The organism is Nonomuraea sp. B208, from assembly GCF_057536035.1.
This window is the reverse complement of record NZ_BAAJOU010000028.1, coordinates 615,496-628,246: the sequence shown is the minus strand read 5'-3', so window position 1 is coordinate 628,246 and position 12,751 is coordinate 615,496. Positions and strand designations below refer to the sequence as shown.

The 12,751-nt window shown below is 75.1% G+C and carries 12 protein-coding genes; 7 read left to right on the top strand and 5 right to left on the bottom strand.

Annotation, left to right across the window (positions count from 1 at the left end):
* Positions 1-1,098: a bifunctional 3-oxoadipate enol-lactonase/4-carboxymuconolactone decarboxylase PcaDC gene (gene pcaDC, locus AC27IY_RS39195; RefSeq protein ID WP_487181094.1), complete on the top strand. Its 1,098-nt coding sequence runs from the start codon at positions 1-3 to the stop codon at positions 1,096-1,098.
* 134 nt (positions 1,099-1,232) lie between these two features.
* Complete coding sequence (locus tag AC27IY_RS39190) at positions 1,233-1,961, top strand: TylF/MycF/NovP-related O-methyltransferase (protein WP_344218306.1); 729 nt, start codon at positions 1,233-1,235, stop codon at positions 1,959-1,961.
* Here the strand turns inward: AC27IY_RS39190 and AC27IY_RS39185 are convergent.
* The gene (locus tag AC27IY_RS39185) at positions 1,900-2,886 is read right to left on the bottom strand and encodes a 1-aminocyclopropane-1-carboxylate deaminase/D-cysteine desulfhydrase (RefSeq protein WP_487181093.1); all 987 of its coding nucleotides are present in this window, start codon (positions 2,884-2,886) and stop codon (positions 1,900-1,902) included. The genes AC27IY_RS39190 and AC27IY_RS39185 overlap by 62 nt on opposite strands.
* A 141-nt stretch (positions 2,887-3,027) precedes the next feature.
* Between AC27IY_RS39185 and AC27IY_RS39180 the strand changes: the two genes are divergently transcribed.
* Both AC27IY_RS39180 and AC27IY_RS39175 read left to right on the top strand, forming a co-directional pair.
* On the top strand, positions 3,028-5,172 hold the full coding sequence (locus tag AC27IY_RS39180) for a GAF domain-containing SpoIIE family protein phosphatase (RefSeq protein ID WP_487181092.1): 2,145 nt from the start codon (positions 3,028-3,030) through the stop codon (positions 5,170-5,172).
* 79 nt (positions 5,173-5,251) lie between these two features.
* Complete coding sequence (locus tag AC27IY_RS39175) at positions 5,252-6,508, top strand: cytochrome P450 (RefSeq protein ID WP_487181091.1); 1,257 nt, start codon at positions 5,252-5,254, stop codon at positions 6,506-6,508.
* Positions 6,509-6,521: 13 nt separating this feature from the next.
* Here AC27IY_RS39175 and AC27IY_RS39170 read toward each other — a convergent pair whose 3' ends face one another.
* The 3 genes from AC27IY_RS39170 to AC27IY_RS39160 are packed head-to-tail and all read right to left on the bottom strand — an operon-like array spanning position 6,522 to position 8,620.
* The gene (locus AC27IY_RS39170; RefSeq protein WP_423450565.1) at positions 6,522-6,908 is read right to left on the bottom strand and encodes a VOC family protein; all 387 of its coding nucleotides are present in this window, start codon (positions 6,906-6,908) and stop codon (positions 6,522-6,524) included.
* A gap of 42 nt (positions 6,909-6,950) precedes the next feature.
* Positions 6,951-7,958: a MaoC family dehydratase gene (locus tag AC27IY_RS39165; RefSeq protein ID WP_487181090.1), complete on the bottom strand. Its 1,008-nt coding sequence runs from the start codon at positions 7,956-7,958 to the stop codon at positions 6,951-6,953.
* Entirely contained in the window at positions 7,955-8,620 is a 666-nt protein-coding gene (locus AC27IY_RS39160; protein WP_487181089.1) for a MarR family winged helix-turn-helix transcriptional regulator, read from the bottom strand. The genes AC27IY_RS39165 and AC27IY_RS39160 overlap by 4 nt, the downstream gene beginning before the upstream one ends.
* A 72-nt stretch (positions 8,621-8,692) precedes the next feature.
* Between AC27IY_RS39160 and AC27IY_RS39155 the strand changes: the two genes are divergently transcribed.
* Genes AC27IY_RS39155 through AC27IY_RS39145 form a run of 3 tightly spaced genes read left to right on the top strand, consistent with a single transcriptional unit; the run spans position 8,693 to position 11,927 of the window.
* Entirely contained in the window at positions 8,693-9,862 is a 1,170-nt protein-coding gene (locus tag AC27IY_RS39155; RefSeq protein ID WP_487181088.1) for a flavin-dependent oxidoreductase, read from the top strand.
* On the top strand, positions 9,859-10,308 hold the full coding sequence (locus AC27IY_RS39150; RefSeq protein WP_344218322.1) for a DUF3237 domain-containing protein: 450 nt from the start codon (positions 9,859-9,861) through the stop codon (positions 10,306-10,308). Before AC27IY_RS39155 ends, AC27IY_RS39150 begins: the two co-directional genes overlap by 4 nt.
* 20 nt (positions 10,309-10,328) lie before the next feature.
* On the top strand, positions 10,329-11,927 hold the full coding sequence (locus AC27IY_RS39145; protein ID WP_487181087.1) for a CocE/NonD family hydrolase: 1,599 nt from the start codon (positions 10,329-10,331) through the stop codon (positions 11,925-11,927).
* On the opposite strand, the gene AC27IY_RS39140 is transcribed toward AC27IY_RS39145, so the two are convergent.
* Positions 11,902-12,714: a phosphotransferase gene (locus AC27IY_RS39140; protein ID WP_449945683.1), complete on the bottom strand. Its 813-nt coding sequence runs from the start codon at positions 12,712-12,714 to the stop codon at positions 11,902-11,904. The two genes, AC27IY_RS39145 and AC27IY_RS39140, sit on opposite strands and share 26 nt — an antisense overlap.
* Positions 12,715-12,751 lie beyond the last annotated feature (37 nt).

Here is a 12,751-nt window from a genome sequence, read left to right as displayed (position 1 = left end):
ATGTTGCACCACCGGCTGGACGGCCCGGCGGACGGCGAGCCGCTGATCCTCGGCCCGTCGCTCGGCACGTCCCTGCGGCTGTGGGAGCCGCAGCTCGCCGCGCTGGCGCGGACGTTCCGGGTGCTGAGGTTCGACCTGCCGGGCCACGGCGGCTCCCCCGCGGCCCCGGTGGCCACGGTCGAGGACCTGGCCGCCCTGGTGCTGGAGACGGCCGGCGCGGCCGGCTTCGGCACCTTCCACTACGCGGGCGTGTCCATCGGCGGCGCGATCGGCGCGACCCTGGCGCTGCGCCACCCCGGCCGGGTGCGCTCGCTCGCGATGGTCTGCTCCTCCGCCCGCTTCGGCGAGCCCGCGTCGTGGCACGAGCGGGCCCGGCTGGTGCGCGCCGAGGGCACCGGCCCGCTGCTGGAGAGCACGGCCGCCCGCTGGTTCGCCGGGCCGCCGCAGCAGGCGCTGCTGGACGACCTGGCCGCCGCCGACCCCGAGGGGTACGCCGCCTGCTGCGACGCCCTGGCGACCTACGACGTGCGCGCCGAGCTGGCCGCGATCAAGGCTCCCACCCTGGTCGTGGCGGGCCGGGACGATCCGGCCACGCCGCCCGCGCACGCCAGGGAGCTCGCCGACGGCATCCCCGGCGCGACGCTCGTGGAGCTGGCCGGCGCCGCCCACCTGGCCCCCGCCGACCAGCCGGAACGCCTGACCGCCGCGCTGCTCGCCCACCTGACCGCCCACCTGACCGCCACGCCCGGCATGCGGGTGCGGCGCGAGGTGCTGGGCGACGCGCACGTGGACCGGGCGGTGGCCCGTACCACGTCGTTCACCAGGGACTTTCAGGACTTCATCACCCGCTACGCCTGGGGCGAGATCTGGACCAGGCCCGGCCTCGACCGGCGCACCCGCAGTTGCGTCACGCTGACCGCGCTCGTCGCCCACGGCCACCTGGACGAGCTGGCCATGCACGTACGGGCGGCGCTCCGCAACGGGCTGACCCCGGACGAGATCGGCGAGGTGCTGCTGCAGAGCGCCGTCTACTGCGGCGTCCCGGCCGCCAACGCCGCCTTCGCCGTCGCCCAGCGCGTCCTGTCCGAGGAGGAGTGACCCCAACCTTGTACGGCAATCGGTGACGGCGGGGTCACGCTACGGTCATACTGCTGTCCGTATTCAGGCGTGGTCCGCACCCCACCCTTACTGATTGCCTCGCCTTAGCGCGAGCGACTGCGAAGGGGTTACGCATGTCAGAACGCACCATGCTCGACGGAAGCTGGTTAACCGGCGCTCCCGGCGAGTGGGACGGGCTCAGGAACAAGGTCACATATCCGTCCCGGGCGCAGGTCCTGGAGCTGTCGGTGCAGCTCTCGCGGCCGGTGCCCGGCCACATCGTCGAGTTCGGCGTCTGGAAGGGCTACTCCACCCGGGTCATCAGGGACGAGCTGTGGCGGGCCCGGCTGTGGGAGCGCCGGCAGCGGCGCAAGCGCATCTACGCCTGCGACTCGTTCGAGGGGCTGCCGGAGGGCTACGAGAACCTGCCGGCCGGCACGTTCGCGACGCCGGTGCCGCGGCTGAACGGGGTGCGGGTCGTCAAGGGGTTCTTCGCCGAGTCGCTGACGCCCGCGCTCGCCGCCGAGGTGGGCCTGGTCAGCCTGGCGCACCTGGACGCCGACCTCGAATCGGCCACGGCGTGCGCGCTGGACTGGCTGACGCCGCTGCTCGCCGACGGCGCCCTGCTGCTGTTCGACGAATTCTACGGTGAGGACCCGGCCGAGTGCCGGGCCTTCGTGGACTGGAGCGCGCGCTCCGGCGTGCGGACGGCGCTGCTCGCGCTGTTCGGCAGGGAGCCGAGCGGCAAGGGCGGCATGACCGACCGGCGGGCGCTGTTCCAGGTGATCGGCAGGCGGCAGCTCAGCAAGGCTCCGCCGCTGCCGCCGGTCCGGCTGCGGCGTCGCCTGGCGTCCCGCTGGTGAGCCAGCCGGCGTAACGGGAGGCGAGCAGGCCGGGCAGCCCGCCGGTGTGCACGAACACCACCCGCGTGCCCCTGGGCGCCTCGCGCACGGCGGCGAACAGGCCCGCCATGGCCTTGGCCGTGTAGACCGGGTCGAGCAGCAGGGCCTCCGCCCGTGCGGCCGCCCGCAGCGCGTCCAGGCCGGCGTCGGTCGGCTCGCCGTACGCCTTGCCCGCCTGCTCGGTGTCCAGGCGGCAGCGGCCCCGGGGCGCGGGCAGCCCGGCGAGGGCGGCGGCCTCGGCGGCCAGCCCCTGGACGGCGTCCGCGAGGCCGGGCCGGGCGCCGACGTCCACGCCGAGCACCTTGCCGTGGTCGCCGAGCCCGGCCGCCAGCCCGGCCTGCGTGCCGCCCGAGCCCGCGGCGACCACGACCAGGCCGGGGTCCAGGCGTTCGGCGAGCTCACGGCCCACGTCCACGTACGCGGAGGCGCCGAGCGGTGAGGAGCCGCCGATCGGGATGGCGTACGGCCGCCGGCCCCGCGCCGCCAGGGCCCTGGCGTGCTCCTCGATGGCGGCCTCGGTCTCGGCGTACGGCAGCGGCCCGCCGTCCAGCCAGTGGATGCCGGCGCCGAGCACGCGGTCGAGCAGCAGGTTGCCGCTGTCGTCGCCGGGCGTGAGCAGCAGGTCGCAGCCCATCCCTGCGAGGTTGGCGGCGGCGGCCGTCATCCTGGCGTGGTTGCTCTGCGCTCCCCCGCCGGTGACCAGGTGGTCGCAGCCCTTGGCCGCCGCGTCGGCGACGATGGCGGCGAGCTTGCGCGCCTTGTTGCCGCCGCCCGCCAGGCCGGTCAGGTCGTCCCGTTTGACCCACAGGTCGTCGGGGCCGAGGCCGAGGCGGCGGGCCAGGCGGGGCAGCGGGTGCAGCGGGGTCGCGGGAACCGGCAGGATCACCGGCCCATCGTGTCCGGGTGGCGGCGGTTCGGGCAAGCGGATGGGGGATGTTGAGCGGAAGGTGAGCAGTTCGCTACCTGTTTGCGGGGTATCCTGCCCATATGGGGGGTTTTTCGCTGCTTTATTGCTCACCATGCGTGAGTGGAGAAGCGGACGGCTGAGCCGGTGCGGGAGCACGCCGCGCCCCGCTCGGGCCGGGCCGGCCTGGACGACCTGCTGATCCAGGCCATCACCGGCGCGGGGGCGCACATCGGCACCGTCTACCTCCTGGCCGACGACGGCCGGGTGCTGCTGATGGACGTCCAGCTCGGGATGCCCGAGCCGATCGCCATGTCCTGGGCCAGGCTCCGGGTCGGCGATCCCATTCTGGTCTCCAGGGCCGTACGCGAGGACCGCCTGGTCTGGGTCTCCGGGCGGGAGGAGCTCGCGCGGCAGTTCCCCTCGGCGGCGCTCTCGCTGCCCTACCACTTCGCGGCCGCCGTCTCCCCCATCCGCGGCGGCGGGCGCGTCTGGGGCGCGCTGCTGCTGGTCTGGCCCGCGGGATACTCGCACACGCTGTCACGGGAGCAGCGCGAGGTGATCGACACGAGCTCCGCCGCCCTCGCCCGCCTGCTCCAGCGGGAGGCCGACCGGGGCGAGCCGATCACGCCGGGGCCGCGCCCGCGCATACTCAACCCGGGCCCCGCCCGCGCCGCCGACACCGCCTCCCAGCTCATCGCGCTCCAGGCGTTCAACCGGCTGCCGGAGGGCTACTGCTCGATCGACGTCGAGGGCCGCATCTCGCTCATCACCGCGCCGGCCGCCGAGATGCTGTCCGTCTACACCTCCCAGCTCCAGGGCGAACGCCTCGGCGAGGCGCTGCCCTGGCTCGACGACCCGCTCTACGAGGACCTCTACCGGTCTGCCGTGGTCAGCGGCCGGGTCACCGCGTTCACCGCCCGCCACCCGTCGGGGCGGCTGGTCACCTTCCGGCTCTTCCCCGGCCTGACCGGCGTCACCCTGCGCATCACGCCCGGCGGGCAGGACCACGACCCCGCGGAGCGGCCGCCGCCGCACGAGATCGGGCAGCCGACCCGCATCATCGCCCTGCACGAGATGCTGCACCTCGCGACGACGCTCGCGCGGGCCGTCACCGCGCAGGAGGTGGTCGACCTGGTCGCCGACCACGTCATGCCCGTCTACGACGTGCAGGCGCTGGCCATCCTCACCGCCAAGGGCGGGCGGATGCGGGTGGCCGCCTCGCGCGGCTACACCCGGCAGGCCGTCGCCGAGCTGGACGGGCAGCCGGAGATCCCGCCGCCGCCCGGATGGCGGCCGTACGACGCCACCCGGCCGGCCTTCTTCGAGAGCTGGGACGAGCTGCGGGAGACGTACCCGGACGCCGTCGCCTCCGACGACATGAAGGCGTGGGCGTTCCTGCCGCTGGTGACCTCGGGGCGGCCCATCGGCACCTGCGTCCTCGCCTACGACCGGCCGCACCGCTTCGACTCCGACGAGCGGGCCACGCTGACCGCGCTGGCGGGACTGATCGCGCAGGCGTTCGAACGGGCCCGGCTCTACGACGTCAAGCACCAGCTCGCCCAGTGCCTGCAGTCGAGCCTGCTGCCGCGTACGCTGCCGGAGATCCCCGGGCTCGACCTCGCCGCCCGGTACGTCCCCGCCACCCCCGGCATGGACATCGGCGGCGACTTCTACGACCTGATCCGGCTCAGCGACACCCAGGCCGCGGCCGTCATCGGCGACGTCCAGGGCCACGACGTGACCGCCGCCGCCCTCATGGGGCAGGTGCGCACCGCCGTCCGCGCGCACGCCACCGCCGGCGCCTCCCCCGGCGAGGTGCTGGCGCACACCAACCGGCTGCTCATCGAGCTGGCCCCCGACCGCTTCACGAGCTGCCTGTACGTGAGCATCGACCTGGAGCGGCACACCGCCTGCCTGGCGAGCGCCGGTCACCTGCCGCCGCTGCTCGGCCGGCCCGGCGCGCCCACGCGGGTCGTCGACAGCACCCCGGGCCTGCTGCTGGGCATCGACCCGGAGGCCGAGTACGCCGTCCTCGACGTCGGCCTGCCGCCCGGCAGCGTGCTGGTCCTCTACACCGACGGCCTCATCGAGCAGCCGGGCCTGGACCTCGGCGACGCCATCCGCCACCTGGCCGAACGCTTCAACCCCACCGAGGACGGGCCGCTGCCGGCCCTGGCGGACTCGCTCATCGATCCGGGGGCGCAGGAGCAGCGCATCGACGACTGCGCCGTCCTGCTGCTCCGCCCCGCCGCCACCGGCCCCTGACCCCGGCCGCATGGGGGCGGAGCGGGAGGGGAATGCCCTTCGACGCCCCTGCACCCGCCTGCCGCCGGGAGGCTGACCCGTGGCCACGACCCTGACGTCCGCGGAGGAGGCGGGGCGCTGCCTCGCCACGCCGGCCGCGTACACCGACGAGGCACGCCTGCACGAAGCCCTGGCGCTGCTGCGCCGCGAGTCGCCCGTGCGGCGGGTGGAGGCCGACGGCTACCGGCCCTTCTGGGCCGTGACGCGGCACGCCGACGTCCTGGAGATCGAGCGGGACAACGCGCTGTGGCTGAGCGCGCCGCGGCCGGTGCTGCGCCGCGCGGAGGTGGACGCCGTCCTGGAGGCGCAGCGGGCGCGCGGCGACGGGCTGAAGACGCTCGTCCACACCGACGACCCCGAGCACCGGGCGCTGCGCGCGATCGGCGCGGACTGGTTCAGCCCGAAGGCGATGCGCGAGCTCCGGGCGCGGGTGCGGGAGCTGGCCAGACGGTACGTGGACCTGCTGGCCGAGCACGGCGGCCGGTGCGACTTCGTACGGGAGGTCGCCGCGCACTACCCGCTGCGCGTCATCCTGTCGCTGCTCGGGCTGCCGGAGTCGGACTTCCCGCTGATGCTGCGGCTGACGCAGGACCTGTTCGGCCAGGACGACGACAGCCGGCGGCGCGGCGAGGGGGCGGCGGCCCACACGTCGGTGCTGGCGGACCTGCTCGGCTACTTCCGCGAGCTGACCGCGGCCCGCCGCGCCCGCCCGACCGGCGACCTGGCCTCGGCCATCGCCAACGCCCGGGTGGACGGCCGGCCGCTGAGCGACGCCGACGCGGCCTCGTACTACGTCATCATCGCCACGGCCGGGCACGACACGACCACCTCCACCATCGCGGGCGGGCTGGAGGCACTCGTCCGGCATCCGGGCGAGCTGCGGCGGCTGCGGGAGGACCCCGGGCTGCTGGCCCCGGCCGCCGAGGAGATGATCCGCTGGGTGAGCCCGGTGAAGGCGTTCATGCGGACGGCGGCGGCCGACACCGTCGTGCGGGGGACGCCGATCAGGGCCGGTGAGTCGGTGCTGCTGTCGTACCCGTCGGCGAACAGGGACGAGGAGGTGTTCGACGGCCCGTTCCGCTTCGACGTGGGCCGGACGCCGAACCGGCATCTGGCGTTCGGGGCGGGGGTGCACTACTGCCTGGGGGCGGGGCTGGCGCGGATGGAGATCCAGGCGCTGTTCGCCGAGCTCGTCCCCCGGCTGGCGGAGGTCGGGCTGGACGGCGAGCCGGCCTGGCTGGCGACGACGTTCGTGGGCGGGCTGAAGAGCCTGCCCATCCGGTACGCGCTGCGCTGACGGGGGCCGTCGTTCAGCGGTGGTCGCGGCGCAGCGGGTGGTCGGGCGGCACCTCCACCAGGACGAGACGGTGGCCGTCGGGGTCGGCGATCCACAGCTCGACCAGCCCCCACGGCTCGCGGCGGGCCTCGCGCAGCACCTCCACGCCGGCCTGACGCAGGCGGGCCTCCTCGGCGGCCACGTCGCGCACCTGCAGCCAGAGCGACACGCCGCCGACCTCACCCTCGTCCGACCGGCCGGACAGCTCCAGGAAGCCCTGCCCGAGGAAGAACACCGTGCCGGGGTGCTCGGGCGGGCCGAACTCGCGGTAGACGGCCAGGCCCAGGGTCTCGGCGTAGAAGCGGCGGCTGCGCGCGGGGTCCCGGGGGCGCAGCAGCAACCGGCTGCTCAGCACGTCCATGCCGCACCCCTTCCCGCCGGGAGGGAGCCCCAAGCCCCGCCCTCAGGCGAGCACGGCGGCGAACCGCCAGTCCAGCACGTCACGGGGCACGCCGTCCGGCCCGGTCGCGGCGACGAGCGAGCGCAGGTGCGCGAGGCCGCCACCGCCGGGCAGCGGCTCGCACCGCTCGACGATCACCTCGCTGGTCAGCGTGTCGCCCTCGTGGACCGGCCCGAGGTGGTCGCAGCCGTGCCAGCCGGCCACGGTGACCAGGTTGGGCAGCGCGCGGACGGCCTGGGAGAGCGCGAGCCCGATCGTGTGCCCGCCGTAGACCAGTCGCGGGCCGCCGCGGCCGTCGTGGTGCGCCTGGGCGATGTTGAGGGTGAGGCGGGCCAGCTCGGGGGCGGCCGACACCACGTCGCCGCCGCTGACCCGCCGCCGCTCGCCCGCGCGCAGGCCGTCGAGGTGCGGGCCGGGCACCAGGGCGGCGTACCGGTCGAGCCGCCAGCCGGCCACCGCCGCCGCGAGACCCCCGTCGTCCTCGATCGGGTCGCCGATCCGGTCGAGGTCGGCGTCGTGGCCGGTGTCCGCCTCCTGGTCGCGCAGCGGCAGCATCGCGCAGCGCCAGAAGTCGAGCACGGGGCGGCCGTCCTGGTCCTCGGTGGTGATCCGCAGCGCCGCGAGGCCCGTCGGGCGGCGGCCGGGGCGGGGCCGGTTCTGGCGCAGCGCGACGACCTCCGTACGGGTGCGCAGCGTGTCGCCGAGCACCGGGAAGCGGCGGAAGACCAGCCCCCGGTAGAACAGGTTGGCCTTGACGTGGTGGGTGACCAGCGTGGACTGGCCGATCGCGACGTCCCACACGAGCGCCGGATGGGCCAGGGGCGGCCCGCCGGTGACCTCGCGGCACAGGTGGGCGTCGAGCGGCAGCCGCAGCCGGTCGCCGCAGATCGCCTGGTGGGCGGCGGCGTGGCCGGCGGTGAGCGTGAGTCCAGGGGCGCCGTCGAAGATCTGTCCCGGCTCCAGCTCGTCGAAGAAGGGGCCTTCGGCCACCAGGGCGTCCGCCGCGCTCATCGTCCGGGTCCTTCCGTGGTGAGGGGCGGCCTGGCCCGCAGGATGCGGACGAGCAGCCCGGTCAGTTGCTCGCGCTCGGCGGGCCCGAGCGCCGCGAACCACTCGCGTTCCCTGCCGGTCTGCTCGGCGAACGCCTCCCGCACCGCCGTCTCGCCCGCCGGGGTCAGCGCGACGACGACCGCGCGGGCGTCGCCCGGCACGGGGCGGCGTTCGGTCAGGCCGGCGCGTACGAGGGTGTTGACCGCGTTGGTGACCGCCGAGCGGGACATCGCGGAGATCTCCGCGAGCCGGACCGGCTGCGTGGGGCCGAGCAGCCAGAGCTTGAACATCAGCCGGAAGCCGGGCAGCGTCCAGCCGCGCGGGCGGTGGATGCGCGTCTCCAGGTCGGTGACCAGCAGGTAGGCGAGCTGGAGCAGGTGGTAGGCCAGCGCGAACGCCTCGGCGTCGGCGGGCGGCGGCATGGCGGCCAGACGCTCGCGCGCGTAGGCGGCGTAACGCAGATCCGGCGGCGCGTCCGCGGCGCGCAGGTCCAGCGCGTCCGCGCCGGGCGGTTCCGCTGGCGCGTCCGTGGCGCGCATGTCCGCTGGCGCGTCCGTGGCGCGCATGTCCGCTGGCGCGTCCGTGGCCTGCCTGCCGGGGTCTCCGGCCCCTGTGTCGCTCACCGGTCAAGTCTTGCGCAGGCGCGGACCACTCCGACATATTGTTTCGGCCATAACAATCCACGAGGAGGGCCTGTGCGCATCGTCATCGCCGGAGCCGGCATCGGCGGGCTCGCCGCCGCGCTCAGCCTGCACGCGGCCGGGTTCGCGGACGTGACGGTGCACGAGGCCGCCCGCGAGATCCGGCCCCTGGGCGTCGGCATCAACCTGCTCCCCCACGCCGTGCGCGAGCTGACCGAGCTGGGCCTCGCCGACCGTCTCGCCGCCATCGGCGTCGCCACCGCCGAGCTGGCCTACTTCAACCGGCACGGCACCCTCATCTGGTCCGAGCCCCGGGGCGTCGCGGCCGGCTACTCCTGGCCGCAGTACTCGGTGCACCGCGGCCGGCTGCAGCGGCTGCTGCTGGAGGCGGTCGTCGAACGCCTGGGCCCGGACGCCGTACGCACCGGCAGCCGGATCACCGGCCCCGGCGAGGAGGACCTCCTCGTCGGCGCCGACGGGATCAACTCGGCCGTGCGCGCCCACCTCTACCCGGACGAGGGCCCGCCGCCGTGGAACGGCCTGGTCCTGTGGCGCGGCGTGACGTACGGCGAGCCGTTCCGCACCGGCCGATCCATGATCATGGCCGGGGACGGCACCGCCAAGTTCGTCGCCTACCCCATCGAGACCGGCGGGCGCACGCTCGTCAACTGGATCGCCGAACGCCCCCTCGACGGCGAGCCGCCCGAGCGCGGCAACTGGAACCGTCCCGCCGACCTCGCCGAGATCGGCCGGCACTTCGCGGACTGGCGCTTCGACTGGCTGGACGTGCCGGGCATCATCGCCGGGGCCGAGGCGGCCTACGAGTACCCGATGGTGGACCGCGACCCCCTCCCCCGCTGGACCTCCGGCAGGGTCACGCTGCTCGGCGACGCGGCGCACGCGATGTACCCGATCGGCTCCAACGGCGCCTCGCAGGCGATCATCGACGCCCGCGTGCTGGCGTACTGCCTGGCCAGGGGCGACCTCGCCGGGTACGAGGCGGAGCGCCGCCCCGCCACCACCGCCCTGCAACTGTCCAACCGGCGGATGGGCCCCGAGATCGTCATGAAGCTCGCCCACGAGCGCGCGCCCGGCGGCTTCGACGACGTCGAGCGGGTCATCCCGCACGCCGAGCTGGCCGAGATCGCCGCCTCCTACAAGCGCACCGCCGGCTTCGACCCGCGCGCTCTCGACGAGCGTCCCTCCTGGAGCGTGACCCGGTGAACCTCGAACCGCTCGCCCGCTTCCACGTGGAGCTCGACCCGATGCTCGACCTGGGCGCGACGCACTGGGGCAACCGCCGGGTGGTCGCCATCGCGGGCGGCTCGTTCGACGGGCCCCGTCTGTCCGGGCGGGTGCTGCCCGGCGGCGCGGACTGGCAGGTCGTGCACGCCGACGGCACGATCAGCATCGACACCCGCTACACGCTGCGCACCCACGACGGCGCGCACCTCTACATCACCACCAGCGGCGTCCGGCACGGCCCGCCCGAGGTGCTCGACCGGCTGGCGCGCGGCGAGGACGTCGATCCCGCGGACTACTACTTCCGGCTGTTCTGCCGCTTCGAGACGGGCGACGAGCGGTATCACTGGCTCAACAGGACGCTGGCCGTGGCCTCCGCGGCCCGTGCGGCGTCCGCCGTCCGTTACGACGCCTACGTCCTCACCTGACCGTCCTCCCGGGAGCCGCCATGCCGAAGCTCGACCGCCCCCCGCTGTCCGTCGCCGTCGAGCACGACGCGCCCATGCCGATGCGCGACGGGACCGTCCTGCGCGGCTCCGTCCACCGTCCCGCCGAGGGCGGGCCGTTCCCGGCGCTGCTGGTGCGCACGCCGTACGGGGAGCAGACGTTCCGGTCGGCGCCGGTGATCCCGGCGCTCCAGGCGGGCTTCGCGGTGGTGCTGCAGCACTGCCGGGGGCGGGGCAGCAGCGACGGCGAGTTCCGGCCGTGGCGGGACGAGGGCGCCGACGGCCACGACACGATCGCCTGGATCACCGGGCAGCCGTGGTCGAACGGCGAGGTGGTGATGAGCGGGATGTCCTACCTGGCGGGCTGCGCGCTCCAGGCCGCCGCCACCCGGCCGCCGGGGCTGAAGGCGGTCGTCGCGCAGATGACGCCGCACGACTTCCACGACGGGCTGAAGTACCACGGCGGCGCGTTCGCGCTCGGCTCGGCGCTGAACTGGGGGGCGCTGCAGGCGATGCTCGGGCTGCTCCATGCGATGGAGGCGGGCGAGGACGCGGGCCCCGCGTTCGGCGCGCTGCTCCCGGTGCTGGGTGACCTGGGGGCGGCGGCGCGCACGCTGCCGGTGCGCGACATCCCGGGCATCCCGTGGTGGCGGGACTGGACGGGGCATCCGGAGCGGGACGCGTACTGGGAGGAGCTGGCCGAGACCCTGCGGCACGACCGGATCGAGGTGCCGGTCATGCACGTGGCGGGCTGGTTCGACCTGTTCCTGGCCGGGACGCTGGAGAACCACCGCCGCCTCGGCGGGCCGCTGGTCATCGGGCCGTGGACGCACCTCGCGCCGGGCGCGTCGGGCGCCGGGCGGCTGGACTTCGGGTTCGGGGCGCAGGCCGGGACCATCCGGCTCGAACAGCGCCAGCTCGCCTTCCTCAAGGGCGAGGACACCGGGCCGGCCGTGCAGATCTTCGTCATGGGCGACGACGTGTGGCGGGAGGAGGAGTCCTGGCCGCTGGCCCGCGCCGTCGAGACCCGCTACCACCTGCACCCCGACGGCCTGCTGTCGCCCGCTCCCCCCGCGTCGGGCGAGCCGCGCACGTTCGTCTTCGACCCGCGCGACCCGGTGCCGACGACCGGCGGGCCGCTGCTGCTGGCCGACCCCACCAACGTCGGCCCGCAGGACCAGCGGGACGTGGAGCGCCGGCCCGACGTGCTCTGCTACACGAGCGAGGAGCTGGCGGCCGACGTCGAGGTGACCGGGCCGGTGACGGTGACCCTGCGCGCCGCGACCTCGGCGGCGTCCACCGACTGGACGGCGAAGCTGGTGGACGTGTATCCGGACGGGCGGGCGATGAGCGTCATCGACGGCATCACGCGCACCTCGACCTCGTCGGGGACGTACCTGATCGATCTGGTGGCGACCAGCCAGGTCTTCAAAACCGGGCACCGGATCCGGGTGGAGATCTCCAGCTCGAACTTCCCGCGCTTCGACCGCAACCCGGGCACCGGGCGGCCCGCGGCCGAGGCCGGGGACGGCGACCTGGTGGTGCAGCGCCAGCGGGTGTTCCCCGACTCCTACCTCACCCTTCCTGTCGTCCCCCGCTGAGCGGGAACCCCTCCAGCTCGGCGACGGCCTGGTCGAGGTCGTCGGCGACGCCCTGGCACAGCAGCCGGGCGTGCAGCGGCTCGCCGGCCGCGCCGAGGCGGCGGATGCGCGCCGCCCGCTCGGCCAGGCGGCCGCGGATGTCGGCGATGACCGCCGCCAGGTCGCCCGCCCATCCGTACGCGTCCAGGAACAGCCGCAGCCGGGCGGGCCGCGCGGCGAAGTCGGCGAAGCCCTCGGTGGCGGCGACGCGCCGGGCGTGCAGCGGCACCCAGGCCAGCGCGACCCAGGCCACGTCGGAGTCGCGGGTGACGGGACCGGCGAAGTCCCAGTCGAAGAAGCCGGCCAGCCGGCCGTCGTGCCAGGCGGCGTTGAACGGGCTCGCGTCGTTGTGCGCGATGATCAGGCCGGGCGCCCAGCGTCCGCCGGTGCGCCAGCGCGCGTCCGGCGACGGCGCGAAGTCGGCCACGGCCTCGTGGTAGGCGCGCAGCCAGCGGGCCACCTGGCGCAGGGTGTCCTCGGCCCGGGTCCACTCCGGCCAGACGCGGCGCCCGCCGATCGTGTCGCCCTCCAGGTAGGTGAGGATCTCCCTGCCGTCGGCGTCGACGCCGAGCACGCGCGGCGCGCCCTCGAACTCCTTGGTCTCCAGGTGCCGCAGCAGCTCGTGGACGGAGGCCGTCCACGCCCGTACGGGCCGCCTGACCGTACGGCCGATGCGGATTGCACCCGAGTCGTTGCCGCCTTCCATCGCCCACCGCCAGCACGCGTCGCCGTACCCCGCTACGGGCACTATCGCCCATCCGGGCGCGCTCGCCTATGCCCCCCGG

Bases quoted from the DNA above. Each gene is read 5' to 3' on its own strand.
- pcaDC (WP_487181094.1), top strand. From the start codon at position 1: ATGTTGCACCACCGGCTGGACGGCCCGGCGGACGGCGAGCCGCTGATC.
- AC27IY_RS39190 (WP_344218306.1), top strand. From the start codon at position 1,233: ATGTCAGAACGCACCATGCTCGACGGAAGCTGGTTAACCGGCGCTCCC.
- AC27IY_RS39170 (WP_423450565.1), bottom strand. From the start codon at position 6,908: ATGGACGTGCTGAGCAGCCGGTTGCTGCTGCGCCCCCGGGACCCCGCG.
- AC27IY_RS39165 (WP_487181090.1), bottom strand. From the start codon at position 7,958: ATGAGCGCGGCGGACGCCCTGGTGGCCGAAGGCCCCTTCTTCGACGAG.
- AC27IY_RS39145 (WP_487181087.1), top strand. From the start codon at position 10,329: ATGCCGAAGCTCGACCGCCCCCCGCTGTCCGTCGCCGTCGAGCACGAC.